Genomic DNA, 25,914 nt, shown 5'->3' with positions numbered 1-25,914 from the left:
CGACCCCACTTGACACTCTAGTTGCCGCCGTTTCGAGGCGCTGCCCCTCCACCCGATCGGCGCCGGCGGCAACTCCGGCTACGAGGGGTAACGCTGCACGTCGGCACCGCGTTCCCGCCCCCGTGTACGCCAGCAGCGAACACGCTGCTCAGCGGGGCATCAGCCGGCGAAGGCGCTGTCCCATGCGCTGCGGGGCGCGTTCCGGGTCGACGAGTTCGTTCTCCGCGAGGGGGCTGTCCTCGTCGGCGACGGTGCCCGGCTCGAATCGTGCGAGGGTCCGGCCGGGTCCGCGCAGCCGCTCCACCGCGGCGACGAGCGAACCTTCGGACCGGACGGCGGACGCGACGTCGTCCGGGGCCACCCCGAGGTGCTCGGACAGCAGGCGCTCCCGCATCTCGACCACCGCGCGGCTGATGTGGTCGCCCTCGTGGTCCGCTTCGACGAAGAGGTCGCACTCGGTGTCGAAGCCCAGGGACCGGTTGTTCAGGTTCGACGAGCCGATGCGCAGCAGCACGTCGTCCATGACGACGACCTTGGCGTGCACGTAGATCGGCGCCCCGCCCGCGGTGACGGGGTAGTAGGCGGCGAACCGGCCGTGGACGTCGGCGTTCCACAGCATGTGCAGCAGCTTGCGGCGGGCGCCGTCCATCGCCTTCTGCTCGAGCCAGCCCTCGGCGTTGCGCGGCAGGACCAGCACGATCTGCGGGCCGTCCGGTTCCCGCAGCCGCTTCGCGAGCGCCTCGGCGAGGGTCCGGGACGCCAGGTACTGGCTCTCCAGGTAGAGCGTGCGGCGGGCGCCGGCGATCACTGCCAGGTAGAGGGCCTCGATCTCCCGGACCTCCGCCCGGTCGCCGAGTTCGGGGAGGGTCCGTGCGACGGCGACGTCGACGTCGCGCAGTGCCGGGCGCAGCCCGTCGGGCCAGATCGTGTGCCCGGTGTCGACCGGTTCGAGGTCCTCCCCCGTTGCAGCCTTCCACCGGGCGCGTGCCTGTTCGCCGATCGTGCGGGCGGCCGCGCCGTCCACCGCGGTCGTCACGTCGTGCCACGGCCCGTACCGGCGGCCGTTCGGCTCCCGCCGGTAGCGGCTGTGGTCCGGATGCTCGCTGGTGTCCCAGCGGTCGACGGTCATGTCGATGCCTCCGCAGAACGCGACGGCGTCGTCGATCACGATGATCTTCTGGTGGTGCGCCGCTCCCACAGGGTGGGCGCCGTCGATCTCGAGCCGGAGCCGCGGGTCGCTCATCCAGTTGAGCACGAAGACCGGTGTCATCCCACGCCCGATGGCCGCGAATGCGCCGATGTTCCACTTCAGCAGGAACACCTCGAGATCCGGGTGCTGCTGCGGCAGCCACTTGAGGAATGCGCCGAGCCGGTTCGGGCCCTCGAGGGTCTTCCGGTCGGGTTCGAGCTTGATCCTCGTGTCGAAGTCCCACCCGACGAGGAGGATCCGCCGGCGCGCCTGCAGCATCGCCGACTTGGCGTATCGGAAATAATCGGCGGCGTCGACGATGCAGGCGAGGCGATCGGCACGATCGACCCGCCAGCACGTCTCACCCGGGACGGTAATCCGCTCTCCCATGGCCGACACGCTACCCGGCGATACCGCCGTTTCCGCCGCGACGGACGGAATGCCGGGCGGGTGTGACGCGTGTCTCCACTTCCCGGCGGCGGCCCGTTCCGACCGACCGTTTCGGCTTTTCGCATGAATAAGGAAAGGATTCCGCGAGACACGACGACGAGGCGATATCCACGACAGTTGTCGCGGATATCGCCTCGGTCGGACGGAAGGCGGCGCTTCCGGCTCAGTGCGCCTTGTTGTACGCCTCGATGATTTCGGCGGAGATACGGCCTCGGGCCGAGACGGGCATGTCGTTGTTACGGGCCCATTCCCGAATTTCCGCGGTACGTTCCCTGTCCGTGCCGCCGCGAGAAGACTTACGGGGAGCGGGCGCGGTGGGCACGACCTTCGCGCGCTTACGGCCACCCACCTTGCGGGCATGAGTGACCCAGAACTCCAATTCTTCCCGGAGCTTGGCCGCGTTGTCTTCGGACAGATCGATCTCGTAGGTGACTCCGTCGAGCCCGAATTCCACGGACTCGTCCGCCGCCGTCTCCCCGTCCACGTCGTCGATCAGGGTAACGGTGACCTTCTTTGCCATGTGCTGCAAATCCTCTCGAATGAAGAAGCGCGGCCCCCCGCGGTACGAGACAACAATACCCGGGAATCAATTCATGGCAATACGGAAAACGAATGCGATCAATTACCTCGCCGGGCGAACAATTGGGAACAGGATTGTTTCCCGGATTCCGAGGCCCGTCAGCGCCATCAGCAAACGGTCGATTCCCATGCCGGTTCCGGTCGTCGGAGGCATACCCTGTTCCATCGCCGCGAGGAAGTCCTCGTCGAGAACCATCGCCTCGTCGTCACCGGCCGAGGCCAGCCGCGCCTGGTCGACGAACCGCTCCCGCTGGATCACGGGGTCGACGAGCTCCGAGTAGCCGGTAGCGAGCTCGAAACCGCGCACGTACAGATCCCACTTCTCGGTCACACCGTTCTTGCTGCGGTGCTGCCGCGTGAGGGGCGAGGTCTCGACGGGGTAGTCCCGCACGAACGTCGGCTCGTGCAACTGGTCGCCGCACTGGTGCTCCCACAGCTCCTCGACGAGCTTTCCGTGGCCCCAGCCCTTGCCTTCCGGGACCTCGAGACCCACCCGGTCGGCGAGGGCGTGCAGCTCCTCCAGCGACGTGCCGGGCGTGACCTCGGTTCCGATGGCCGCCGACAGCGACGGGTACATCTCCATCGTCTTCCACTCGCCGCCGAGGTCGTATTCGGTGCCGTCGGCGAGGGTGACGACGTGGGTGCCGAACACCGCCATCGCCACCTCCTGGATGAGCTCGCGGGTCATCGTCGCCGAATCGTCGTACGTGCCGTATGCCTCGTACGTCTCGAGCATCGCGAATTCGGGCGAGTGCGTGGAGTCGGCACCCTCGTTGCGGAAGTTGCGGTTGATCTCGAAGACCTTCTCGATGCCGCCCACCACGCAGCGCTTGAGGAACAGCTCCGGCGCGATGCGCAGATACAGATCCATGTCGAGGGCGTTCGAATGGGTGACGAACGGGCGGGCCGTCGCGCCGCCGTGCAGGGTCTGCAGCATCGGGGTCTCGACCTCCAGGAAGCCGCGCCGCTCGAGCGCGTTGCGCAACTCGCGCACCACCGCGACACGCATGCGGGCGTTGGCGCGGGCCTCGGGACGCACGATCAGGTCGGCGTAGCGCTGCCGGACCCGGGTCTCCTCGTTCATCTCCTTGTGCGCCACCGGCAGCGGCCGCAGGGCCTTGGCGGCCATCTGCCACGAGTCCGCCATCACGCTGAGCTCGCCGCGCCGAGAGCTGATGACCTCGCCGTGCACGAACACGAAATCGCCCAGGTCCACGTCGTGCTTCCACGCCGCCAGTGACTCCTCGCCGGCGCCGTTCAGGCTGATCATCGCCTGCAACTGGGTGCCGTCGCCCTCCTGCAACGTGGCGAAGCACAGCTTGCCCGTGTTGCGGAAGAAGATGACCCGGCCCGCGACGCCGACGTGCTCACCGGTGGCGGTGTCGGGCTCGAGGTCCGGGTACTTCTCCCGGATCTCCGCGAGGGTGTGAGTGCGGGGCACGACGACGGGGTACGCGTCCTTGCCCTGCGCCAGGATCCGTTCGCGCTTCTCGCGGCGGATGCGGATCTGCTCGGGGGTGTCGTCGGACTGCTGAACGGGTGCATCACTCACGGGTGACCAGACTATCGGACCGCCTCGAGCGCCTGCGCGGGACCGACGTGCCCGGGGCGCCGGCCCCGGCGCCGGCGCCCGCCGGGTCAGTGCGCGGTGACGCGCGCCACGTCGTCCTCGACGTGCGGGGCCGCGGTGATCGCACCGGTCGCCCCGACCGCCGCGAGGGCCGCGTACCCGCCGACGAGGCCGGTGACGCGGCGCAGTCCGAGGGCCTGCAACACGGCGACGACGGCGTCGGTCTCCGTGCCGGAGGCCGAGACCACGACCCACTCGACGTCGCGGTCGACGGCCACCGCCAGGCGCTCGTCGCTGGTGGGGTGCAGGCGCCGGGGCAGCAGGTCGGCGGAGATGGCCAGCGCCCCGGGCAGGGTGCCCTGGACGGCGCGTTCGGCGTGGGTGCGGATGTCGACGACCACCGCGCCGCGCGCGACGGTCGCGGCCAGCCCGGCCGGATAGGTGCGCTCGGTGGTGAGCGGAAGCGGGTGAACGGGTGCGGCGACGAAAGATGCAGCGAGCGCAGTGCGCATGAGGGTGACTCCAGGTATGTGTGAACGATCGAGGCGGACGTCAGCCTCGACAACACTCCTGGGCGCTCATGCAGCGGATCACGGCGACTATTCTTGCACAGGATCGCGGCGGGCGGAACCCACGGCGGCGGATCGGGCGCCGCGCCGTGCGAGATTGCGTTCGTACACCAGGCGCAGGCCCTCCAGCGTCAGGTCCGGTTCGTGGTGCTCGAGCGTCTCGGACTCCGGCATGATCAACGGCGCACGGTCGCCGGTCCCGATGACCGCGACGTCGTCACCCTCGAACCCGCGCTGCTCGGCACGCACCAGGCGCACCAGCCCGTCGACCATTCCGGCGAATCCGAAAACCGCACCGGACTGCATGCATTCGACGGTGTTCTTGCCGACCACGGCGCGCGGGCGCAGCAGTTCCACCTTGCGCAGCGCCGCGGACTGCGAGGCCAGCGCGTCCATCGACACCTCGATTCCGGGGGCGATGATGCCGCCGAGGAACTCGCCCTTCGCCGAGACCACGTCCACGCACGTGGACGTCCCGAAGTCCACCACGATGCATGGCCGGTCGTAGAAGTGATGTGCCGCAAGGCTGTTGACGATGCGATCGGCGCCGACCTCCTTGGGGTTGTCGACGAGCAGCGGCACCCCGGTGCGTACGCCCGGCTCGACGACCACGTGCGGCACGTGTTCCCAGTAGCGGCCCAGCATCACCCGGATCTCACGCAGCACCGACGGCACCGTGGACAACGCGGTCACGCCGGTGATCTGATCGACGTACCCGCCGAGCAGACCACGGAAGATGAGCGCGAGCTCGTCGGCGGTCATGCGCGGATCGGTACGCATCCGCCAGTCCCGCAACAGCTTCGCGTGCGATCCGCTGCCGGTGAACAGACCCAGGACGACGTTCGTGTTCCGGACGTCGACAGCGAGAAGCACTGCTACACCAACGAACCGGAGTCGAGAGTGGCGAGCATGCGCGGGGTGATCAGGCCGGAACCCTCCGGCGCGTGCGCCGGGTCGTTACCGAGCTCGACCTGCCGGTTGTCCGCGTCGACGAAAACGACGCGCGGAGCGTAGTCGCGGCACTCCTGCTCGTTCATCACGCCGTAGGCGATGAGGATGACCAGATCACCAGGACTCACGAGACGCGCTGCCGCACCGTTGATCCCGATGATGCCGGAGCCGCGCTCGCCGGCGATGACATAGGTCTCGAGGCGGTTGCCGTTGTCGATGTCGACGATGGCGACCTGCTCGCCCTCGAGCAGGTCCGCGGCGTCCATCAGGTCCTGGTCGACGGTCACCGAACCCACATAGTGCAGATCGGCGTGGGTCACCGTGGCGCGGTGGATCTTCGACTTCATCATCGTGCGGAACATGGTGTCTCCTCAGCTTTTTCGTGCCGGACGCGCTATCGGCGGGTGAGCAGGTCGTCGGGGGTGGACGCGTCGACCGGGCCGGTCTCGCGTTCGAGGAATCCGGTGCCGATCGCGACACCGACGTTGTCGATGAGCCGGGTGGTGCCGATCCGCGCGGCGATCAGCAGCCGGCCGTCACCGCGTTCCGGCGCGGGCCCGAGGTCCGCCCCGCGCAGCTCGAGGTAGTCCAGCTGCACCTCGGGCGCGGCGGCGAGCACCTCGCGCGCGGTGGTGAGCACCGCCTCGGGACCGCCCGCGGCGGCGTGCGCCCCGGCGACCAGCGCCGCGGACAGCACGGTGGCGACCCGGCGCTGGTCCGGATCCAGGTAGCGGTTGCGTGAGGACAGCGCCAGCCCGTCCTGCTCACGCACCGTGGGCACCCCCACGATGCGGACGTCGAAGTTCAGGTCCTCCACCATCTGCCGGATCAGGGCGAGCTGCTGGTAGTCCTTCTCGCCGAAGAAGGCGACGTTGGGGGCGACGATCTGCAGCAGCTTCGCCACCACCGTGAGCATCCCCGCGAAATGCGTCGGCCGGCTGCCGCCCTCGAGTTCCGCCCCCAGCGGCCCGGGATGGATCACGGTCCGCCGGCCCTTCGGGTACATCGCGGACACCGACGGCACGAACGCCAGCTCGACGCCGGCCTCCCGCAGCAGCTCCAGGTCGGCGTCGAGGGTGCGCGGGTAGGCGTCGAGATCCTCACCGGCCCCGAACTGCAACGGATTGACGAAGACGGACACCACCACCACGGCACCGGTGAGCTTCGCCTGCCGGACGAGCTCCAGGTGACCGGCGTGCAGGGCACCCATCGTCGGCACGAGGGCGACCGTGCGGCCGACGCCACGCAGCGCCTTGGTGACCTTGGTCAGGGCGGCGGGGTCGTGGTGCACGGTCAGTTCGCCGCGCGCGTAGCCGCCCTGTTGCGTTTCACTCACCGTGATCAGCCCCTTCGAGGATCTCCATCAGTTCGGGTTTCGCCCCGGCGCGCTGCGCGGAACGCAGGGACATCGCGCGGTATCCGGCAGCGATCCGGGGATCGACCTCCCCGAGCACCCGCAGGTGCGTGGCCACGGCCCGCGCGTCGCCGCGGGCGACGGGACCGGTCAGCGCGGACGGCCCCCGGCGCAACGCGTTGTCGAGGGCCGCCGACAACAGCGGCTGCAGCACCCGTTCGGCGACACCGCCGGGCGCGTCGTCGACGAGTTGCTGGCCGAGCAGTTCGTCGCCCTCGAGCGCCACCCGCAGCGCCTCCACCGCATCCACCACGAGGGTGACGAGGTGGTTGCTGCCGTGTGCGAGCGCGGCGTGGTACAGCGCGCGCCGCTCCTCGCGGACGCGCACCGGTTCGCCACCGATCTCGAGCACGAGGGACTGGGCGATCGCGTAGCCGATGTCGTCGGCGGCCGTGATGCCGAAGCACGCCGACGCGAGCCGGGCAGTGTCCTCGTCGTGCCCGGTGAAGGTCATCGCCGGGTGGATGGCGAGCGGCACGATGCCCTGCTCGGTCAGCGGAGCGAGGATGCCGATGCCGTTCGCGCCGGAGGTGTGGGCGACGATCGTGCCGCGCGAGACGGAGCCGGTGGCGGCGAGCCCGCGGACGAGCGAGTGGAGTTCCGAGTCCGGAACGGCGAGAAGCAGCAGGTCGCAGCGGGCGGCGACCTCGTCGACAGGGACGATCTCGGTGTCCGGGAGTCGGGTGCGGGCGCGGTGCTTGGACAGTTCGGATACGGCGGAACAGGCCACGACCAGGTGTCCGACGCGTTCGAGTGCCGCGCCGATTGCCGTGCCCACCCGCCCGGCGGAAACGATTCCGACCGTCAGTCGTGCAGGCGCAGGCTCGTTTGTGATCCCGAAGGAGGTCACGGGAGTCCTCTCGTTCGTTCCAGTCCCGCTCGGCGGGTACCAGACGTTCCGACCGACAATAGCGCGGCCCGAGCAACCCCGGCCATGGGAGGGGAACGTGATCTGCGCCTCACCCGGCGCGGCGAACGCTCAGCGCTCGGCGGACAGGGCGGCGAGGATCTCCGCGACCGTGCGGCCCTGGCTGTGCGCCCCCTCGCCGGCACCGTCCGGCTGCCGTCGCCGGGCGCGCCGGCCTGTGGGCTCGGCGTCGTGGTCCGCCTCGGGGGCCTCGGCCTGCTCCTCGGGCTCCTCCGGCTGCGACCCGGACTCGGCCCGATCCTCCGACTCGGCCCGGTCCCGCCGTTCCGTGTCCTTGGATCCGCCGGGAGCGGCCGTCGCGCCCGCCGGCCGGCGGGGCACGGCCGTCGTCGTGTCGCCGTCGGTGACCACCGTCGTCTCGGCGGTCACCGGCTCGTCGTCGGGCGAGGCGAAGAACGGGCCCGCCGGACGGGGCGCGGCCGTCACCCGGAAGTTCCCCCCGCCGAGCTCCTGCAGTTGTCCCCGGCCCGCCCACAACGCCGCCCGGTCCTCGGGCAGCCGGCCCTCGAAAAGCACCTCGAGGTTGCGGCGCAGAGCACCGAGCTCGGCGCGCAGGGCCGCCATCTGGTCGGCATCGATCCGCAGCTCCGACCTGACCTTCTCCTCGACGGTCAGCTCGTACTCGCGCCGCGCCGCGATCTCCCGTTCGAGCTGCAACTCGTACACGGTCTGCAGATCCCGGACCTTGGCACGGTCCAGCGCCGACTCGCGACGGTACTTCGTCATCGCGATCGCGCCGACGGTGGCGGCCCACAACGCGAGGACCAGACCGACGCGCAGCAGCTGGACGCTGTCGCTGAAGACCAGGAACAGCGACGCGATCAACGCCAGGGCGAGCAGCGCCGCCACGATCACAGAACTCGCGCTGCGCCGTGACCGACGGCCCTTCCTCGTTCGCACCGGAGTCCCCATGGGTTCCAGACTACTGGGCGCGTCCGCCGTGTCCCGAGAGCCGAGCGCACACGATTCGCCGCCCCGGTCAGGTCGCGGGCTCGTCCGGGTCTTCCGGTGTCCGGCAACAATGTTCGAGCCACAGCGCGGCAACCGCGAGCGCCACGCCGGCGAGCAGCCCGACGATCACCCCGGCGCTGTCCTCGACCGCGGCCTGCAGCACCGGTCGCTGCGGCACCAGGTACAGCAGGAAACCTGCCCAGATGCCCGCGCTGGCCGCCCCGACCAGAGCCGACGCCTTCGCCAGCGCCACCGCGCGGGCCGCGGTGATGGGATGCAACTGGTGCGGCCCGTCGCCGATCTCGTGCTTGCCCACCCGGGAACGGATCATGAACGCGAGCACCACCTCGACGATCGCGACCGGATACAGCGACGCCCCCGCGTAGACGGGGATCGGCGGCAACGTGCCGTACAGGCCGCGCGCCAGCAACCACGCCGCGACGGCGGCGAGCACCGCCAGCGCCACCAGGTCCCGGATACGCGTCGCCTTCATCACCGCGGCGGCTCCAGCCGGTACTCGGTGCGGCGCACCCCTTCGCGTTCGTCGACGTCGAGGGCGGCGAGCCACTCCGTCAACGGCCGTCGAGTGCCGTCGACCGTCAGCGTCGCCTGGGGTTCGACGTCCCACCACGGGACGAGCACGAAGGCGCGCAGGTGGGCGCGCGGATGCGGCAGGGTCAGTTCGGCATCGTCGCTGAGAACCTCGTTACCGTCCGAGTCGTGGCAGGTGACCACGTCGACGTCGAGGCTGCGCGGCCCCCACCGCTGCTCCCGGACCCGGTCGGCGGCGGCCTCGAGCTGCCGGCCCAGCTCGAGCCAGCCGCGGCAGTCCAGCGACGGGTCCTCCGCGACGACGACGGCGTTGAGGAAGTCCTGCTGCTCGACCCCGCCCCACGGCGCGGTCGAGTACACCGGCGACACGGCCACGATCCGATCGGCGAGCGCCTCGGTGACCGAACGCAGGTGCGCCGGCCGGTCCCCGATGTTCGACCCGATGGACAGCACCGCCCGGCTCACGAGCCGCTCCGGGTGCGATCGACCACCACCGCCACGTCCGCGAAGGTCAGCGGGATCGGCGCCGACGGCTTGTGGACGGTGACCTCGACCCGGGTGACCCGCGGATCGGTGAGGACGTCGTCGGCGATCTCCCCGGCGACGGTCTCGATGAGGTCCCGCGACGGGCCGGCGACGATGGCGGCGGCCCGCTCGGCAAGGATGCCGTAGTGCAGGGTGTCGTCGAGGGCGTCGCTCGCCGCGGCCGGCGCGAGATCGAGCCACGCGACGATGTCGATCAGGAAGTCCTGACCGTCGCGCTTCTCGTGGTCGAACACGCCGTGGTGGCCGCGTACGCGCAGTCCGCGCAGTTCGATCCGGTCGCTCACGCCGGTCCTCCCGCCGCACGGCCGCGCTGCCACGCGCCGACCACGGCGACGGCGTCGAGCGACCCCCGCACGTCGTGCACGCGCACCCCCCAGGCCCCGCGCTCCGCCGCGAGCGCCGACACGACCGCGGTGGCCACCTCGCGGCCGCCGGGTGGCCGGATCGTGCCGTCGGGGGCGGCGAGCAGGGATCCGAGGAACCGTTTGCGCGACGCGCCGATCAGCACCGGGTAGCCGAGCTCGGTCAGCTCGGGCAGCCGATGCAGCAGTTCCCAGTTGTGGTCGGCGTCCTTCACGAAGCCGAGCCCGGGATCGAGGATGATGTTCGCCGGCTCCACGCCTGCCGCGAGCGCGGCATCCACCTGCACCATCAGCTCACCGCGGACCTCACGGACCACGTCGTCGTAGTGGGTGGACCCGCCGGCGTGCACGAAGCCGCCCGCGGGCCGCCAATGCATGAGGATCCACGGCACGCCGGCCGACGCCACGACCGCGGCCATGCGGGAGTCGGCGCGCCCACCCGAGACGTCGTTGACGATGGTGACGCCGGCCTCGATCGCAGCCTCGGCCACGGACGCGCGCATGGTGTCGACGCTCGTGGGGATGCCGGCGGCGCTCAGGGCGGCGATGACCGGCGCGACGCGCCCGGCCTCGACCTCCGGGTCGACGCGGGCCGCTCCGGGACGGGTGGATTCGCCGCCGACATCGACGATGTCCACGCCGAGGTCGCGCAGTTCCAGACCGTGCGCGACCGCCGCGTCGCGGTCGAGGTACCGGCCGCCGTCCGAGAACGAATCCCGCGTCACGTTCAGCACGCCCATCACCACCGGGCGCCCGGGGTTCGGGAGCGCGCTCACCGGCGGAGGATCAGATCCAGAGCCTCGGCGCGCGACGCCGAGTTGGTCTGCAGCAGCCCCCGCACCGCCGAGGTGGTGGTGCTCGCCCCGGGCTTGCGGATCCCCCGCATGGCCATGCACAGGTGCTCGGCCTCGACGACGACGATCACCCCGACCGGATCGAGCTTGCGCACGAGCGCATCCGCGATCTGACTGGTCAGCCGCTCCTGCACCTGCGGGCGCTTGGCGTACAGGTCCACCACCCGCGCCAGCTTCGACAACCCGGTCACCCGGCCGGTGCGACCGGGAATGTAGCCCACGTGGGCGACGCCGTGGAACGAGACCAGGTGGTGCTCGCACGTGGAGTACATCGGGATGTCACGCACCAGGACGAGTTCCTGATGGCCCTCGTCGAAGGTCTTGTCCAGGACCGAGTCCGGATCGGTGTACAGGCCGGCGAACATCTCCCGGTACGCCCGTGCGACGCGCGCCGGGGTGTCGAGCAGACCCTCGCGCTCGGGGTCCTCCCCCACCGCGATCAACAGTTCCCGGACGGCCGCCTCCGCGCGGGCCTGATCGAAGGTCCGGCCCGACTCCAGGCTGCGCAGAACCTTGCCGTCACCGCCGATCGACGCGGAATCCGCTTCGGAATCCAGGTGATTCACCGACACCGGACCGTACCTCCACTCTCGTTGACTCGGACTCAGCGCGGACCGGCCGGCCCCTCCCACGGCTGCGTCGGCGGTGGCTCGGGAGCCACGTTCCGGCCGGCCCGTCGCTCGTCGTCGTCGGCCGGGCGCGCCGGCTGGGTCCATTGCGGATACCCAGGATAGGTGCTCTGCGGCGGCTGCTCGGAGTCGGCAGGCGGCCAGCCGGGTGCCGACCAGCCGGCCGGCGCGCCGTAGTCGGGCCGGGTCGCGTGGCGCGGCCCACCCTGGTGCGGCGGCTGCCCGAATCCCGGCAGGGGCTCCGACGCGGGCGCCGGCACCGGCGCCGGATGCCCGTTCGTCGGCGCCGCGGGCTGCGGCTGTGGCTGCGGCTGGGCGGGCTTGGTGAAGGACGGACGCACCGCTTCCGGCGGCCACGGCTCGCCGCGTTCCTTCGCCAGCTCGGCCGGCGTCTTGATCGGAGGCTTGTCCGACGGCGTGCGCCCACCGAAGTCGTTGAACTCGGTGATCCGTGGCCGCTTCTCGACGGAGGCCAGGATCCGCTCGAGATCCTTGCGGGTGAGAGTCTCGTGCTCGAGCAGCTCACCGGCGAGCAGGTCCAGCGCGTCGCGGTAGTCGTTGAGGATCGCCCACGCCTCGGTGTGCGCGGCCTCGATGAGGTTGCGCACCTCCTCGTCGATCTCGCGGGCCACCTCGTGCGAGTAGTCGGACTGCACGCCCATCGAGCGGCCGAGGAACGGATCGCCGTGTTCCTGCCCGTAGCGGACGGCGCCGAGGCGGGCGCTCATGCCGTACTCGGTGACCATCGCACGGGCGATCTTGGTGGCCTGGTCGATGTCGGAGGAGGCACCCGTCGTCGGCTCGTGGAACACGAGTTCCTCGGCGGCGCGGCCACCCATTGCCATCACCAGGCGGGCGATCATCTCCGAGCGGGTCATCAGGCCCTTGTCGTCCTCGGGGACGGTCATCGCGTGACCACCGGTGCGGCCACGGGCGAGGATCGTCACCTTGTACACCGGCTCGATGTCCGGCATCGCCCAGGCGGCGAGCGTGTGCCCGCCCTCGTGGTAGGCGGTGATCTTCTTCTCGTGCTCGCTGATGATGCGGCTCTTGCGCCGCGGGCCGCCGATCACGCGGTCCACCGACTCCTCGAGCGAGGCCTCGGTGATCACGGTGCCGTTCTCGCGCGCGGTGAGCAGCGCGGCCTCGTTCACGACGTTGGCCAGGTCGGCACCGGACATGCCGACCGTGCGCTTGGCCAGCCCCTCGAGGTCGGCGTTCTGGTCGAGCGGCTTGCCCTTGGAATGCACCCGCAGGATCGCCCGGCGCCCGGCGAGATCGGGATTGCTGACCGGGATCTGCCGGTCGAACCGGCCCGGACGCAGCAGGGCCGGATCCAGGATGTCGGGACGGTTGGTGGCGGCGATGAGGATGATGCCCTGCCGGTCCCCGAAGCCGTCCATCTCGACGAGCAGCTGATTGAGCGTCTGCTCGCGTTCGTCATGGCCACCGCCGAGGCCGGCGCCACGCTGGCGGCCGACCGCGTCGATCTCGTCGACGAAGATGATGCACGGGCTGTTCTGCTTGGCCTGCTCGAACAGGTCACGCACGCGGGACGCGCCGACGCCGACGAACATCTCCACGAAGTCCGAACCGGAGATGGTGAAGAACGGGACACCGGCCTCGCCGGCGACCGCGCGGGCGAGCAGCGTCTTGCCCGTGCCGGGAGGTCCGTACAGCAGCACGCCCTTCGGAATCTTCGCGCCGAGGGCCTGGTAGCGCGCCGGGTTCTGGAGGAAGTCCTTGATCTCGTACAGCTCTTCGACGGCCTCGTCCGCACCGGCGACGTCGGCGAACGTGGTCTTGGGCATGTCCTTGGACAGCTGCTTGGCCTTGGACTTGCCGAAGCCCATCATGCCGCCGCGGCCGCCGCCCTGCATGCGGCTCATCACGAAGAAGAACACCCCGAGCAGGATGATCATCGGGAGCACGAACAGCAGGATCGACGTCAGCCAGCTCTCCTGGGTGACGGTGGTGTCGAACTTCTCGAGGCCCGCGCCGGCGACCTTGTCGAAGATCTGCTCGGACGCCGACTCCGGGTACTTCGCGAGGATCTCGGTGTTGTCTCCGGTCGCCTCGTTGCCGCTCTTCAGCCACAGGCGAACCTGCTGCTCGCGGTCGTCGATCTGCGCCCGGCTGACGTTGTTCGCGTCGAGCTGGGCGATCGCGACAGACGTGTCCACCTTGGCGAAACCGCGGGTGTCGTCGCCGAAGTAGCTGAAGGCGTAGATGACCAACAGGATGCCGGCGACGATCGCCAGATTACGGAACACTGTCTTGCGGTTCATACAGGTTCGGCCCGGCCGGCCGGTCCTTTCGATAGTGCGGTCATCATCGTGGTCGTCCCGAGGAGTCCGGCGACGAACCGGACACCGCAAGGTTACCGCGTGGACGCGCAGCGTTGCCCTCGCGCGGTCGCACGGTCCCAAGGGTCAACGTCCGAGAGCACCCGGGGGTTCCCGGTCGCGTCAGGTGCCTGCGGTCACGGGCCGCGGCGTGGTTATCATTTCGAATGGCCATGCAGGAGCCGGACGCTGCAACCGAGGCCGACCCGACCCGAACCACCGAGGCCGAGCCGACCCGAACGGTTGCGGCCGAGCCGACCCGAACGGTTGCGGCCGACCCCACCCGTACCGCAGCCGTGGACCTCATGCGCACCGCGGATGCGCCCACCGAACCGGCCCGCACGGCAGGGGCCGGTCCTCCCGGCGAGTCGACGACCGAGCCCTTCCCGGTCCGCGTCCCCACCGGCATCGACGACGTCGAGGCCGGGAACCGGATCGACGACTTCGACCTGCTCACCAACCTCGGCCGCGGCGCCTTCGGCCGCGTGTTCCTCGCCCGGCAGCACTCGATGCAGCGGCTCGTCGCGGTGAAGATCTCCCCCGACCGCGGCACCGAGGCGCAGACCCTCGCCCAGCTCGACCACGACTACATCGTCCGCGTCTTCGACCAGCGGATCCTGCCGGAACACGGCCTGCGGCTGCTGTACATGCAGTATCTGCCGGGCGGGACGCTGCTGCGAGTGCTGCACCGGGTGCGCACCACTCCGCCGGAGCAGCGCAGCGGCCGGCTCCTGCTCGATGTCGTCGACGAGACCCTCGCCGAAAAGGGTGAGATCCGGCCCGCCGAGTCGACCGTGCGCAGCCAGCTCGAGAGCCTGACCTGGCCCGAGACCGTCGCGTGGCTCGGCCGCCGGCTCGCCTCCGCGCTGGACTACGCCGATCGGCGCGGAGTGCTGCATCGCGACGTCAAGCCCGCCAACGTCCTGCTCACCGCGGAGGGCGTGCCCAAGCTCGCCGACTTCAACATCAGCTTCGCCGAGTCCGTCGGCGGCACGTCCGCCGTGGCGTATCTCGGCGGGTCCCTGGCCTACATGTCGCCCGAACAGCTCGAGGCGTGCCATCCCGGGCTGCCCGGCACCGCCGCGGACATGGACACCCGCAGCGACATCTACGCGCTCGGGGTGATGCTGTGGGAACTGCTCACCGGCGGCCGGCCCAACAGCGAGGAGGATCTGGGCGCCGAGACCCTGCCCGCGCTCGAGACCATGCTCGCGCGGCGCCGCTCGGGACTGACCGCGGCTGCACGCGAGCGGGTGCCGGCCGACTGCCCCCAGACGCTGCTCCGGGTGCTCGCGAAGTGCCTCGAGCCGGATCCGGCGGATCGGTGGGCGTCGGGCGCGGAGCTGGCCCAGCAGTTCGACCTGTGTCTCGATCCGCGGGCCCGGGACCTCGTCGACCCGCCGCCGCGCAGCTGGCGGGCCCGGTTGCGCCGACCCGTGGTGCCGATCCTCACGGCCGCGATCGCGATCCCGAACGTGCTGGCCGCCCTGTACAACTACCAGCACAATGCGAACCTGATCGTCGACCGGCTCCCACCGGACACCCAGCGCGAGTTCGAACAGCTGGCGCTGATCATCAACGGGATCACCTTCCCCCTCGGCACGGTGATCATCGTGTACCTGTGCCGACGGCTGATCACCGTGCCGCGCGGCCTGCACCGCGGCCGCAGCTACGACGCGGTGGAACTCGCCCGGGCCCGGCACGACGCGCTGCTGATCAGCGACCGCGTCGCCGCGGTGGTGATGACCCTGTGGACGGTCGCGGGCATCGCGTTCCCCGTCGCGCTGCACTTCGTCGGCGGCAACATCGACGGCCCTTCGGCCGCGCACTTCCTCACGTCGATCCTGGTGTGCGGCGCGATCGCCGTCGCCTACCCGTTCTTCCTGGTCGCCTTCTACATGGTGCGATCGTTGTATCCGGCGTTCCTGCCGCACGGGGCGACCGACGCCACGGACGCCCGCGAACTCGAGGGGCTGCACCGGCGCAGTGTGCGTTACCTGGCGCTCGCGGCGGCCGTGCCGCTCGTCGGGGTCGCCGGCGTGACGTATCTCTCGCCCGAGGAGATACAGCAGGTTCTCGTTGCGGTCCGGGTGCTGGCGGTGGGCAGCATCGCCGCGTTCGTGCTCGTGTACTGGTTGTTCCGCATCATGGAGGACGACCTGCGGGCACTGCAGCGCGGCATGGCCCCCACGCGGTCGACGCGCGAGCCGGTGGGGCCGAGTTCGGATCAGCCGGTGTAGACCTTCGGGTCGAGGGTGCCGATGTACGGGAGATCGCGGTAGCGCTCGTCGTAGTCGAGGCCGTAGCCGACGACGAACTCGTCCGGAATGTCGAATCCCACGTCGGCGACGTGGACGTCGACCTTCACGGCCTCCGGCTTGCGCAGCAACGTCACCACTTCGAGGGACGCAGGGTTGCGCGAGGAGAGGTTGCGCATGAGCCAGGACAGCGTGAGGCCGGAGTCGATGATGTCCTCGACGATCAGCACGTTCCGGCCGGCGATGTCCTTGTCGAGGTCCTTGAGGATGCGCACCACGCCGGACGAGGACGTGGACGACCCGTACGAACTGACCGCCATGAACTCCATCTGGCTGGGGATCGGCAACGCCCGCGCGAAGTCGGTCATGAAGAAGATCGCGCCCTTGAGCACGCCGATGAGCAGCAGGTCACCCTCGGGTGCGCCCACCGGGTAGCGCGTGGCGATGGTCTCGGCCAGCTCCTTCGTGCGCTGCTTGATCTGGTCCTCGGAGATCAGTACCGACGCGATGTCGTTCTCGTACACCGGGTTCTTCCTGCCTTCCCTCAGTCGTCCGCACCCTGTCGCCGGCCGACGAACTCGACGATCAGCCTGCCACGCCGACGCGTGACCACCAACCTGACGCCAGGCTCCGGCCCGCCGCCCACCGCCACCGCGCCCTGCCCGCGCCACCGGCCGATCAGCTCGTCGACGGCCCGCAGCGTGCGGTCCGTCGGCGCCGACGCCCCCGACTCGAGCAGCCATCGCCGCAGGACCCGCCGTCGCACCGCCACGGGAGTGCCGGCGAGGGCGTCCACGGAAAGACCGGCCCCGGCCCGGGCGTCCGTGAGCCGGTGCAGGGCCAGCTCCTCCAGCACGTCCTCGTCCTCGCGCAGCTGCCCGGCCGTGCGCGCCAGGGCGGACGCGACCCCACCCCCGAGCACGTCCTCGAGCAGCGGCAGCACCTCCTCGCGCAGCCGAACCCGGGTGAAGCGCCGGTCGCTGTTGTGCGCGTCCTCGTAGGGCGCGTACCCCAGTTCCGCGCATGCTCGGCGGGTGACGTCGCGGCGCACCCCGAGCAGGGGGCGGCCCCACGGATCGTCGAACTCACACATGCCGCGGAGGGACCGGGCACCGGAACCGCGGCCCAGCCCGAGCAGCACCGTCTCGGCCTGATCGTCGAGCGTGTGCCCGAGCAGCACGGGCAACCCCGTCCGGGCCTCGCCGAGCGCCCGGTAGCGGGCCGCGCGCGCAGCCGCCTCGAGACCGCCGGGGCCGGTCACCGCGACGCGGACGACCTGCACCGACACACATCCGGCGGACCGCGCGAACTCCGCGGCCCGCGCGGCCACGTCGCCGGAGCCGGGTTGCAGGCCGTGGTCGACGACGACGGCCCGCACCGAATCCGCCTCGGCGACGGCGGCGGCGGTCAGGGCCGACGAGTCGGCGCCGCCGGACAGGCCGACCGCGACGGACCGGCCGTGGGCGGCGACCCACCGCCGCACGGCCAGGCGCACCTCGTGGAGGGCAGGGGTCTCGGGCAGGAGCGGCCGCTCGGACGACACCGTCAGCCCAGCACCCGCGCGATCCACGCGTGGGGATCGTCGATCTCGGCGAGGGTCGGCATTGCGTCCGGACCGCTCCACACGGCGTTGAACCGGGCCATGCCCGCCTGCTCGACGACGGTGTCGACGAACTTCTTGCCCTGCACGTACTGGGCCATCTTGGCGTCCATCCCGAGCAGCGCGCGGATGATGCGGTGGACGGGGTTCACGGCCCGGCGCCGGCGGTTGTCGAAGGCCCGGCGGATCTGCGCGACGGCGGGCACCACGGTGGGTCCGACCGCGTCCATCACGTGGTCGGCGTGGCCTTCGAGCACGGTGCCGAGGGCCAGCATGCGGTCGAGTGCGGCGCGCTGGGGTTCGGACTGCACCGCGCGGACGAGGCCGAGCACGCCGCGCTCGGCCATGGGTTTCTCCTCACCCGTCCGGCGATCGCGCAGGACCCCGGTGATCCGGCCGGCCAGGTCGGTGAACGACTCTTCCGCGGTCCGGCCCAGCTCCGCCGCGGCCTCGCGCATCAGATCCGCCATCCACGGCGCCTCGGCGAACTGCACGCGGTGGGTGACCTCGTGCAGGCACACCCACATCCGGAAGTCGGCGGTGGGCACCCGCAGCGACCGCTCGACCGCGACCACGTTCGGCGCGACGAGCAGCAGCGACCGCGAGAACGGGTCGTACTGACCGAGCACTGCGGAGGAAAGGTACGCGAGCATCGCACCGGCCTGCACGCCGGCGGGCTTGCCGACCCAGCGGCCGTCGGCGGGCCCGGAACCGGTGAGGTCTGCCATCGACCTGGCGGCGGCGTGCACCCATCCGGACCGGTCGACGACCGCGGCGGGCGGCACGTCCCGTCCGTCACCGAGTCCGGTCAGCTCCCGCACCGGCGGCTCGGCGCGGTCGGCGGCCGACGCCAGCTCGGCGACGACGGTCTCGGCGGTGTACCGCGACATCGCCGGGCCCGGTCGGGTCAGGCGCGCCCCGATCCCGGCCGCGAGCTTCCAATCGATCGCGTCAGCCAGCGTGCGGTCCTGGTCGGTCATCGGCATCCGCATCCTCGGAGGGTCGCCGCCACCGCGTCGAGGGCCGGCCGGCTCTCGCCCGGCGGACGGTCGTTGGACAACAGGGCGAACGTCAGCACCCGTCCGTCGGTGTCGACGACGAATCCGGTCAGGCCGCTCGCCTGTGACAGAGTGCCCGTCTTCGCGCGGACCCAACCCGCCCCGTCGCGGTTGGTCGAGGCGTAGCGCTCGGAGAGGGTGCCGGTGGCACCGGCGACGGGCAGGTAGTCCAGCATCGGGCGCAGCGACGGCTGTTCGGTTCCGGCGGCGGCGGCCATCACCCCGTCGAGCAGTTGCGCGGGAATCCGGTTGTCGACGGACAGCCCGCTCACGTCGTGGAGGGTGAGCCCGGTCAGGTCGAATCCGGCCTCGCGCAGGACCGCGGAGACGCTGTCGGCCGCGCCGCGGAACGACGGCTCGGCGCCCTCGGTCGCGGCGATCTCCCGGCCGACGGCCTCGGCGAGGACGTTGTCGGAGTAGCCCACCATCTGCCCGAGCCGGTCGCGCAGCGGCGCCGATTGGACCGCGGCCAGCGGGGCTGCTCCGGGCCGGGCGGTGCCGGCGGCGACCCGGGCCGGGTCGGCGCCGAGTGCTGCGGCGAGGGCCCGGCCGGCGTCGAGGGCGGGGGTGGGGGTGCGCGGCGACTCGTCCTCGAGCGGGTTCAGGCGGCCGCCGTCGAGCATCACCGGTTCGATCGGTGCCACGGAACCGCCGGCGATGTCGGCCGGGAACCAGCCGGTGGCCAGGGTGGCGCCGGCGTAGGCGCCGGCGTCGACGAGCACCGTGTCGACGACGGTGCCGCTCCGCTGGATCTGCTGCACCAGATCGGCGATGCGCGGGGCGCCGGCGTAGAAGCCGGATTCGCCGACGGGCCGGGCGGTGAGGGTGGGATCGCCGCCGGCGACGAGCACGATCTCCCCCGGCCGGCCACCCTCGACGACCTTGGTGGTGACGCGGTGTTCGGCGGGCAGGGCGAGCAGCGCCGCGGCGGCGGTGAGGACCTTCGTCGTCGACGCCGGGATCATCGGCTGGGCGGGATCCTTCGACCACAGCACGGTGCCCGTGGCGGCGTCGGTGATCGAGCCGGTGAAGTTGCCGAGTCCCGCGTTCCCCAGCGCCGGTGCGAGCGTGGCCGCCAGCGCGGGAGCGGTGGGGGCGAGCGCGTCGGCGGGTACCGGCGCCACCTGCGGGGTCGCGGTGACGGGCGCCGGCGCGGGCGCGATCGCGGCGGCGGCCTCCCCGCTGCGGACGTCGGAGAGCGCGAAGGCTCCCCCCACGAGCAGCGCGACGGTTCCCGCCCCCCAGATGGTGAACAGGATCCGGAGGTTCCGGCGGCGCCGTCCCGCCAGTGTGCCCAGCTTCTTCTTGCCCTGCCCCGCCAACACGCCTCCGCTGTGTCGAATCCCGCGGCGTCCGCTCCGGCGAAACCCGCGCCCTGGTGGCCGCCCCGCTGGTCCGGCACCTGCGCCACCAGCCTAGCGCCGACCCGTTATCCTCTGTGCGGACCATCACCGCAGATACGGCAGTCGTATCGACTTACAAGTGAGGACACGGCGTGGAGTTCGAGGTCACCATCGAGATCCCCAAGGGGCAGCGCAACAAGTACGAGGTCGATCACGAAACCGGCCGTGTGAAGCTGGACCGCTACCTCTACACCTCGTTCGGCTACCCCGCCGACTACGGCTACATCGAGAACACCCTCGGCGAGGACGGCGACCCGCTGGACTGCATGGTGCTGCTGCCCGAGTCGGTGTTCCCCGGCGTCATCGTCGAGGCCCGCCCGGTGGGCATGTTCAAGATGGTCGACGAGGCCGGCGGCGACGACAAGGTCCTCGCCGTGCCCGCGGGCGATCCGCGCTGGGACCACGTCAAGGACATCAGCGACGTCTCGCAGTTCGAACTGGACGCCATCAAGCACTTCTTCGTCCACTACAAGGACCTCGAGCCGGGCAAGCACGTCGAGGCCGCGGACTGGGTCGGCCGCGCCGAGGCCGAGGCCGAGGTCACCGCGTCGATCGAGCGCCTGAAGGCCGACGGCGGGCACTGACCCCACGCATCGTTCGGGCTCCGCGGCCGCCGGCTGCGGAGCCCGGACGCGTTCTCACCCGTCCTGCTCGAGCGCGTCCCGGACGTCGGCGAGCCGATCGAGCAGGCGCGGGCGGAGCCGGGCGTCCACCCGCGCCGACCACGACTGCAGCGGGCGCGGCAACCGCATGACGAAGTGCTGCCGCAGGAGACATCCCCCCGGGGTGGACTCGATCCGGTAGTCGAGGTGACCGGTGAACCAGGCGCTCCGGAAGTCCATCCCGAGCAGTTCCGGGTCCTCGATCGCGGTCACGACGCTGTCGACGGACATCCACCAACCGGGCGCGAGCCGCACCCGTTCGTGCCACCGGGTGCCCTCGGCGGTCGGACCGGGTGGGGATTTGCTCATCCGGACGCCCGTGCGCGCCGGTGCACCCACGTGTTCCTGAACGTCGGCGAGTAGCGCGAACACCGCACCGGGCGGTCGGCGCACCGGGATTTGTAGCCGGAAATCCATTGCGGCGCCAGGACTTTCATCTTCGGGCGGCGGCCCGCCCCGGCGCCGTCGGGCATGCCGCTCGGCCCGGTCCCGGATGCCGAGCAGCATCCGCCGGGACATCACGAAGTCCCCCGCGTCCATGAGGGCGGCCCAGCCGACAGCGAACGGCGACGGCGGGATGCGGAATCGCACGCGATGCACCAGCCGGCTGCGGCCGGGGCCGTCCGGGCGCAGCACCAGCGCGGCGGTGACGGTGCCCCCGTCGTGCGAGTGGGCATACACGAGCGAACGTCCGGGGTCGATCGACTCCACCCGGAAGGCGGCCGGGGAACCCGCGACGAGCCGGACCGGGTCGCCGACCTCGAGCCGCTGCAGGTCGGGCCGGATCTCGCGGGCGCTCGGCTTCCCGCCGTTGTCGACGAGGTCGTAGCTGTACCAGCCGGCGCGGTCCCCCGCGCCCATCTGGACCAGCCAGGGCCACACGTCCTCGGGGTCGGCCGCGATCGACACCGCCCGGGTCGCCGACCAGTGCGGACTGGGCACGATCTCGTCCCCCGGAACCCGCTGAGCCACTTCGGTCCTCGTCGCACCCCAGCGCAACTGCCACGGCCGATAGACCGCCAGATACAACAGTGGGACGACCGGCACCAGCCGGCCGCCCCACGTCGGGGCCGGATGCCGTCGCACCCGTCCATCCTCTACCGTCCCCGGAACTCCGGGGGCCGCTTCTCGAAGACTGCCGTGATGGCCTCGGTCAGGTCCTCCGACGGGAGGAACGCCGCGTTCCAGGCCGCCACGTAGCGCAGGCTGTCGTCGACGCGCGCCGAGCGGCTGTGGTCGAGGACGTCCTTGATGCCGTGCACGACCAGCGGCGGATTCGCCGCGATCTCGGCGGCGGTGGCCTGCGCGGCCGCCAGAACGGCGTCGGCGTCGGAGAAGACGTCGTTGACCAGACCGATCTTCTCCGCGCGCGCCGCGTCGATGTCCTTGCCGGTGAGGGCGAGCTCGCGCAGGTGCCCCTCGCCGATGATCAGCGGCAGGCGGGCGAGGCTACCCACGTCGGCGACCATCCCGACCTTGACCTCGCGGACGCTGAACTTCGCGTCGGCACTGGCGTAGCGGATGTCGGCCGCGGAGATCAGGTCCACGCCGCCGCCGATGCACCAGCCCTGCACGGCCGCGACGACGGGCTTGCGGCAGTCCGCGACCGCGGTGATCGCCGCCTGCATCCGCTTGACCATCTCGTGGAACTCGGTGCGCGGGGCGGCCAGCGCCTTGTCGGCGAGGACCTTGCCCAGGTCGCCGCTCATGGCGGGCAGGTCGAGGCCGAAGGAGAAGTGCTTGCCGGCGCCGGCGAGCACGACGGCGCGCACGTCCGGATCGGCGTCGAGCTCGCCGAACAGCACGGGCAGCTCGGTCCAGAAGTCGGGGCCCATCGCGTTGCCCTTGCCGGGCCCGACCAGCGTGACGCGGGCGACGTGGTCGGCGACGTCGACGGTGAACGCTTTCCAGCGGGAATCTGCAGTCATTACTCAACAGTAATGTCTGCGCTTCGGACAGCCGACGAGGGCCGCTCGTTACAGCCTCGAAAATTCCCTGCTCCCCCACTGGTGACCGCCGCGAACCGGACGGATCCTGAGGACACGAACAGTCCGACTCGCAAAGGAGCGACTGCCATGTTGATGCATCAGGGCATCGGTCTGGGCGCCTTCAACGCCCTGTCCCGGCGGGGCGCCACCCACGCGCTGTACGAGTGTTGCGCGTCGCTGACCTGGGCCCAGTCGGTGGCGGCCGGGCGGCCCTACGCGAGCTATTCGGAACTGTTCGCCCGAGCCGACGCCGCCCTGTTCTCGCTGGGCGACGCGGAGATCGCGGAGGCCCTCGACTGCCACCCGGTGGTAGGATGCCGGCGCGGCAGCACCGCCTCACGGCTCGAGCAGTGCTCGCTGTGGGACGAGGACGAGGCGTTGATGACCGCGATCACGGCCGCGGCGGCCGCATACGAGGAGCGCTTCGGCTACCGCTACCTGTGGTGCCCGCAGGGTCGCGGGCCGGGGGAACTGCTGACGGACCTCCGCCACCGCCTCGCGCACGAACCCGAGGCGGAGCGCAAAGCGTGCACGGAGGAACTGGCCAAGATCACCCGTACCCGGCTCGAGCGCATGCTCGGACCGGAGGACGGCTTTCCCCTGTATTGACCGCCGAGTGCGGACAGCCCCGTCGATCGGGGCCACGGACGGCGGTGGGCTCCTAGGCTGGAACCATGTCCGGGACACTGCATCCGAATGCCGCTCGGGTGGCCGACACGCTCATCGCGCGCGGTCATCACGGGCTGATCACGACCCAGCCGGAGTCGGTGCACACCGCGGAGGAGGCGGCGGCCGCGCTCGGGGTCGAGGTGGGTGCGATCGTCAAGTCGCTGGTGTTCCTGCTCGACGACGAACCGGTGCTGCTGCTGGTCTCGGGTGCGCATCGGGTGAACCCGGAACGGACGGGCAAACGCCTCGGTGGTGCGCTCGTTGCGGCGTCCCCGGAAGTGGTCACCGAGGTCACCGGGCAGCCCGTCGGCGGGGTGGCACCGCTCGGGCATCCGACGAACCTGACCACGTACGTCGACACCGCCCTGGCCGCTTTTCCCGAGCTGTGGGCCTCCGGCGGGCATCCGCGCACGCTGTTCCGCACGACGTTCCGCGAGCTGATGCGCATCACGGCGGCCGTCGACGTCGACGTCGACTAGACCTGCCGGATCGACCGGCGGGCGGTGCCTGTCCGGCGGTCCGCCCGGGAAGCGGTCAGCTGCACTGCGCGGCGCCGGCGGTGGACTCCACCAGGCCCGGACGGGTCTCGGGCGACGGTCCCCACAGGCCGTCGGTCTTGGCGTAGGTCCAGCCGGGACCGGCGTCGACGAGCCCGCGCAGCGCGTCGAGCAGGCGGTCCACGTCGGCGGACGAGCTGCCGAGACCGAGGGAGGCGCGCACCGCACCGCCGGGCAGGCCGACCCGCGCGAGCAGCGGGTGCGCGCAGAACCGGCCGTCGCGCACGCCGATTCCGTGCTCGGCGGACAGGTACGACGCCACCTCGCCGGGTTCGAATCCGGCGACCGTGAAGGTGACGATGCCGACCGAGTCCGGCGTGTCGCTCCACAGTCGCAGGATCTCCACGCCGTCGAGGTCGCGCAGCCCGCCGAGGAGGCGCCGGCACAGCGCCTCCTCGTGCTCGGCGACGGCGTCGGCGTCGAAACCGGCGAGCGCGTCGCACGCCGCGGCGAGGGCCGCGACGCCGAGCACGTTCGGCGTGCCCGCCTCGTGCCGCGCCGGGGCGCACGCCCATTCGGTGTGACCGAGACGCACTTCGCGGACCGCACCGCCCCCTGCGAGATGCGGTTCCGCGACGTCGAGCCAGTCCCGGCGTCCGACCAGGGCGCCGGCACCGAACGGGGCGTAGAGCTTGTGACCGGAGAACGCGAGGTAGTCGACGCCGAGAGCGGTGAGGTCGATCCGCCGGTGCGGAACCAATTGCGCTCCGTCGACGAGGATCCGGGCGCCGCAGGCGTGCGCGACGTCGGCGAGTTCGGCGATCGGGAGGACCTCACCGGTCACGTTGGAAGCGCCGGTGACGGCGAGCAGCGCGGCGGGCTTGCTGCACAGTTCGGCGACGAGCCGGCGGACCGTCTCGGCGACGGTGTCCGCGGCCTCGACGACGCGGGCGTTCTTCCAGGGCAACAGGTTTGCGTGGTGCTCGACGTCGAGCACCACGACGTCGCCGGGTACGGCTCCGGCCAGGAGGTTGAGGGAGTCGGTGGTGTTGCGGGTGAACACGACCACCTGATCGTCTGCGGCGCACACGAATCGGGCCACCGACTCACGAGCCTGCTCGTAGCTCGAGGTGGAGATCCGGGAGGCGTAACCGGCACCGCGGTGCACGCTGGCGTAGTACGGCAGGAGCTCGGCGATCCGCTCGGTGACCGCTTCGAGGGCGGGGGCGCTCGCCGCGTAGTCGAAGTTGGCGTAGGTGCAGGTACCACCCTGGACCAGGGGTACCTGCAGGTCACATCCGGTGACCCGGGCGAACGGGGCGATGCAGGTGTCGGCGGTCAGTACGGCAGCAGTCATGACGTTCCCTCGTCGTTCAGGGATTCGCCGGTGGTCGCCTCGTCGCCCGAGTGCGATCACGGTCCGAATCCGCGCTTGCCGTGTCCGGTGTGGAAACACGGCCTGGTCGTCACCCGGAGCACCCCACCGCGGAGGAGGGTTGCCGACCAGCTAGCCGGGGCTTGTCGCTGGTTCTCGTGACCTGCGGAAGAGGATTGCAGGAGCGCGCACGGATGTCAAACCGGAATCGCAGCGACCGTCGTCCCGCAACCGAAAATTACAGGGCGATAAGGTGTTTCGCGCGGAGACGGACGCCGCGCCGCGGAGCGCGACGTCGGGTCGAGCGGGAGATTCCACCGCCGGAGTGGGCACCGACACACCCGATGTTCACCCTCCGTCCATCTGACCGTGAGATAACCGGACGAACGCACCACCAGGCCGAGAGAAGGACATGCGATTGCCTGCCCAGCCCACGACGGATCCGGATCGGTCGTATCGCATCCCCGAGGAGTTCCTCCGCTCCTCCCACGCCCCGGCCCCCCGCACCCTCGTCG

At 71.1% G+C, this 25,914-nt stretch carries 26 protein-coding genes and 1 riboswitch; of the genes, 4 read left to right on the top strand and 22 right to left on the bottom strand.

The features are described 5' to 3' along the window. Positions 1-148: 148 nt before the first annotated feature. The 15 genes from G6038_RS16850 to ftsH all read right to left on the bottom strand — a co-directional run bounded on the left by G6038_RS16850 (position 149) and on the right by ftsH (position 13,832). Complete coding sequence (locus tag G6038_RS16850; RefSeq protein ID WP_165038967.1) at positions 149-1,579, bottom strand: phospholipase D-like domain-containing protein; 1,431 nt, start codon at positions 1,577-1,579, stop codon at positions 149-151. A gap of 223 nt (positions 1,580-1,802) precedes the next feature. Further along, entirely contained in the window at positions 1,803-2,159 is a 357-nt protein-coding gene (locus G6038_RS16845) for an Lsr2 family protein (protein ID WP_006930387.1), read from the bottom strand. A 102-nt stretch (positions 2,160-2,261) separates the two neighbouring features. After that, positions 2,262-3,770: a lysine--tRNA ligase gene (gene lysS, locus G6038_RS16840; protein ID WP_165038966.1), complete on the bottom strand. Its 1,509-nt coding sequence runs from the start codon at positions 3,768-3,770 to the stop codon at positions 2,262-2,264. 86 nt (positions 3,771-3,856) lie between these two features. Further along, positions 3,857-4,300, bottom strand: coding sequence for a rhodanese-like domain-containing protein (locus G6038_RS16835; protein ID WP_165038965.1), 444 nt, complete (start codon positions 4,298-4,300; stop codon positions 3,857-3,859). Between the two features lie 87 nt (positions 4,301-4,387). After that, positions 4,388-5,230, bottom strand: a complete 843-nt coding sequence (locus G6038_RS16830; protein ID WP_165038964.1) for a type III pantothenate kinase — start codon at positions 5,228-5,230, stop codon at positions 4,388-4,390. Between the two features lie 2 nt (positions 5,231-5,232). Next, positions 5,233-5,670 carry an aspartate 1-decarboxylase gene (panD, locus tag G6038_RS16825; RefSeq protein WP_165038963.1) on the bottom strand — a complete coding sequence of 146 codons (438 nt, stop codon included), beginning with the start codon at positions 5,668-5,670 and terminating at the stop codon, positions 5,233-5,235. Between the two features lie 32 nt (positions 5,671-5,702). Continuing rightward, positions 5,703-6,644 carry a pantoate--beta-alanine ligase gene (panC, locus tag G6038_RS16820; RefSeq protein WP_165038962.1) on the bottom strand — a complete coding sequence of 314 codons (942 nt, stop codon included), beginning with the start codon at positions 6,642-6,644 and terminating at the stop codon, positions 5,703-5,705. Next, complete coding sequence (locus G6038_RS16815; protein WP_165038961.1) at positions 6,637-7,572, bottom strand: DUF2520 domain-containing protein; 936 nt, start codon at positions 7,570-7,572, stop codon at positions 6,637-6,639. Before G6038_RS16815 ends, panC begins: the two co-directional genes overlap by 8 nt. Before the next feature lie 129 nt (positions 7,573-7,701). After that, a complete protein-coding gene (locus G6038_RS16810) occupies positions 7,702-8,505 on the bottom strand; it encodes a DUF6779 domain-containing protein (protein ID WP_165038960.1) in 804 nt (267 codons plus the stop codon). Between the two features lie 124 nt (positions 8,506-8,629). Continuing rightward, a complete protein-coding gene (locus G6038_RS16805; RefSeq protein ID WP_165038959.1) occupies positions 8,630-9,094 on the bottom strand; it encodes a DUF3180 domain-containing protein in 465 nt (154 codons plus the stop codon). Continuing rightward, the gene (folK, locus tag G6038_RS16800; RefSeq protein ID WP_165038958.1) at positions 9,094-9,618 is read right to left on the bottom strand and encodes a 2-amino-4-hydroxy-6-hydroxymethyldihydropteridine diphosphokinase; all 525 of its coding nucleotides are present in this window, start codon (positions 9,616-9,618) and stop codon (positions 9,094-9,096) included. Before folK ends, G6038_RS16805 begins: the two co-directional genes overlap by 1 nt. Further along, complete coding sequence (gene folB / locus G6038_RS16795) at positions 9,615-9,983, bottom strand: dihydroneopterin aldolase (protein ID WP_006930416.1); 369 nt, start codon at positions 9,981-9,983, stop codon at positions 9,615-9,617. The genes folK and folB overlap by 4 nt, the downstream gene beginning before the upstream one ends. Continuing rightward, the gene (gene folP / locus G6038_RS16790) at positions 9,980-10,801 is read right to left on the bottom strand and encodes a dihydropteroate synthase (RefSeq protein WP_165038991.1); all 822 of its coding nucleotides are present in this window, start codon (positions 10,799-10,801) and stop codon (positions 9,980-9,982) included. The genes folB and folP overlap by 4 nt, the downstream gene beginning before the upstream one ends. 32 nt (positions 10,802-10,833) lie before the next feature. After that, a complete protein-coding gene (gene folE, locus G6038_RS16785) occupies positions 10,834-11,445 on the bottom strand; it encodes a GTP cyclohydrolase I FolE (protein ID WP_346772839.1) in 612 nt (203 codons plus the stop codon). 74 nt (positions 11,446-11,519) lie between these two features. Continuing rightward, positions 11,520-13,832 (bottom strand): ATP-dependent zinc metalloprotease FtsH, encoded by a 2,313-nt coding sequence (gene ftsH / locus G6038_RS16780; protein WP_165038956.1) that lies wholly within the window; start codon positions 13,830-13,832, stop codon positions 11,520-11,522. A gap of 224 nt (positions 13,833-14,056) precedes the next feature. Here ftsH and G6038_RS16775 point away from each other — a divergent pair, with 224 nt between their 5' ends. Continuing rightward, positions 14,057-16,129 carry a serine/threonine-protein kinase gene (locus tag G6038_RS16775; RefSeq protein ID WP_165038955.1) on the top strand — a complete coding sequence of 691 codons (2,073 nt, stop codon included), beginning with the start codon at positions 14,057-14,059 and terminating at the stop codon, positions 16,127-16,129. On the opposite strand, the gene hpt is transcribed toward G6038_RS16775, so the two are convergent. The 4 genes from hpt to dacB are packed head-to-tail and all read right to left on the bottom strand — an operon-like array spanning position 16,117 to position 20,130. Next, complete coding sequence (hpt, locus tag G6038_RS16770; protein WP_165038954.1) at positions 16,117-16,671, bottom strand: hypoxanthine phosphoribosyltransferase; 555 nt, start codon at positions 16,669-16,671, stop codon at positions 16,117-16,119. The two genes, G6038_RS16775 and hpt, sit on opposite strands and share 13 nt — an antisense overlap. 20 nt (positions 16,672-16,691) lie before the next feature. Further along, positions 16,692-17,690 carry a tRNA lysidine(34) synthetase TilS gene (tilS, locus tag G6038_RS16765; protein ID WP_165038990.1) on the bottom strand — a complete coding sequence of 333 codons (999 nt, stop codon included), beginning with the start codon at positions 17,688-17,690 and terminating at the stop codon, positions 16,692-16,694. Between the two features lie 2 nt (positions 17,691-17,692). Then, on the bottom strand, positions 17,693-18,733 hold the full coding sequence (locus G6038_RS16760) for a zinc-dependent metalloprotease (protein WP_165038953.1): 1,041 nt from the start codon (positions 18,731-18,733) through the stop codon (positions 17,693-17,695). Then, a complete protein-coding gene (dacB, locus tag G6038_RS16755) occupies positions 18,724-20,130 on the bottom strand; it encodes a D-alanyl-D-alanine carboxypeptidase/D-alanyl-D-alanine-endopeptidase (protein ID WP_165038952.1) in 1,407 nt (468 codons plus the stop codon). The genes G6038_RS16760 and dacB overlap by 10 nt, the downstream gene beginning before the upstream one ends. 170 nt (positions 20,131-20,300) lie before the next feature. Here dacB and G6038_RS16750 point away from each other — a divergent pair, with 170 nt between their 5' ends. Beyond that, positions 20,301-20,792: an inorganic diphosphatase gene (locus tag G6038_RS16750; protein WP_165038951.1), complete on the top strand. Its 492-nt coding sequence runs from the start codon at positions 20,301-20,303 to the stop codon at positions 20,790-20,792. Between the two features lie 54 nt (positions 20,793-20,846). Here G6038_RS16750 and G6038_RS16745 read toward each other — a convergent pair whose 3' ends face one another. Continuing rightward, positions 20,847-21,956, bottom strand: a complete 1,110-nt coding sequence (locus tag G6038_RS16745; protein WP_165038950.1) for an SRPBCC family protein — start codon at positions 21,954-21,956, stop codon at positions 20,847-20,849. Between the two features lie 11 nt (positions 21,957-21,967). Continuing rightward, positions 21,968-22,798 carry a crotonase/enoyl-CoA hydratase family protein gene (locus G6038_RS16740; protein WP_165038949.1) on the bottom strand — a complete coding sequence of 277 codons (831 nt, stop codon included), beginning with the start codon at positions 22,796-22,798 and terminating at the stop codon, positions 21,968-21,970. 147 nt (positions 22,799-22,945) lie between these two features. Here G6038_RS16740 and G6038_RS16735 point away from each other — a divergent pair, with 147 nt between their 5' ends. Then, positions 22,946-23,467: a 2-oxo-4-hydroxy-4-carboxy-5-ureidoimidazoline decarboxylase gene (locus G6038_RS16735; protein ID WP_165038948.1), complete on the top strand. Its 522-nt coding sequence runs from the start codon at positions 22,946-22,948 to the stop codon at positions 23,465-23,467. Positions 23,468-23,532: 65 nt separating this feature from the next. Then, a complete protein-coding gene (locus tag G6038_RS16730; RefSeq protein WP_165038947.1) occupies positions 23,533-24,006 on the top strand; it encodes a YbaK/EbsC family protein in 474 nt (157 codons plus the stop codon). 55 nt (positions 24,007-24,061) lie between these two features. On the opposite strand, the gene G6038_RS16725 is transcribed toward G6038_RS16730, so the two are convergent. Continuing rightward, positions 24,062-25,381 carry an aminotransferase class V-fold PLP-dependent enzyme gene (locus tag G6038_RS16725; protein ID WP_165038946.1) on the bottom strand — a complete coding sequence of 440 codons (1,320 nt, stop codon included), beginning with the start codon at positions 25,379-25,381 and terminating at the stop codon, positions 24,062-24,064. Positions 25,382-25,447: 66 nt separating this feature from the next. Next, positions 25,448-25,563: riboswitch (SAM riboswitch) on the bottom strand. Positions 25,564-25,914: the final 351 nt, after the last annotated feature.

Source organism: Rhodococcus sp. 14C212 (assembly GCF_011058195.1).
Lineage (GTDB): Bacteria > Actinomycetota > Actinomycetes > Mycobacteriales > Mycobacteriaceae > Rhodococcus > Rhodococcus aetherivorans.
This window is presented reverse-complemented; position numbering and strand designations above follow the sequence as displayed.

Excerpts from the sequence above, each read along its gene's own strand:
- G6038_RS16850 (WP_165038967.1), bottom strand. The coding sequence starts at position 1,579 with ATGGGAGAGCGGATTACCGTCCCGGGTGAGACGTGCTGGCGGGTCGAT.
- G6038_RS16845 (WP_006930387.1), bottom strand. The coding sequence starts at position 2,159 with ATGGCAAAGAAGGTCACCGTTACCCTGATCGACGACGTGGACGGGGAG.
- G6038_RS16835 (WP_165038965.1), bottom strand. The coding sequence starts at position 4,300 with ATGCGCACTGCGCTCGCTGCATCTTTCGTCGCCGCACCCGTTCACCCG.
- panD (WP_165038963.1), bottom strand. The coding sequence starts at position 5,670 with ATGTTCCGCACGATGATGAAGTCGAAGATCCACCGCGCCACGGTGACC.
- G6038_RS16805 (WP_165038959.1), bottom strand. The coding sequence starts at position 9,094 with ATGAAGGCGACGCGTATCCGGGACCTGGTGGCGCTGGCGGTGCTCGCC.
- folP (WP_165038991.1), bottom strand. The coding sequence starts at position 10,801 with ATGGGCGTGCTGAACGTGACGCGGGATTCGTTCTCGGACGGCGGCCGG.
- ftsH (WP_165038956.1), bottom strand. The coding sequence starts at position 13,832 with ATGAACCGCAAGACAGTGTTCCGTAATCTGGCGATCGTCGCCGGCATC.
- G6038_RS16775 (WP_165038955.1), top strand. The coding sequence starts at position 14,057 with ATGGCCATGCAGGAGCCGGACGCTGCAACCGAGGCCGACCCGACCCGA.
- G6038_RS16760 (WP_165038953.1), bottom strand. The coding sequence starts at position 18,733 with ATGCCGATGACCGACCAGGACCGCACGCTGGCTGACGCGATCGATTGG.
- G6038_RS16740 (WP_165038949.1), bottom strand. The coding sequence starts at position 22,798 with ATGACTGCAGATTCCCGCTGGAAAGCGTTCACCGTCGACGTCGCCGAC.
- G6038_RS16735 (WP_165038948.1), top strand. The coding sequence starts at position 22,946 with ATGTTGATGCATCAGGGCATCGGTCTGGGCGCCTTCAACGCCCTGTCC.
- G6038_RS16730 (WP_165038947.1), top strand. The coding sequence starts at position 23,533 with ATGTCCGGGACACTGCATCCGAATGCCGCTCGGGTGGCCGACACGCTC.
- G6038_RS16725 (WP_165038946.1), bottom strand. The coding sequence starts at position 25,381 with ATGACTGCTGCCGTACTGACCGCCGACACCTGCATCGCCCCGTTCGCC.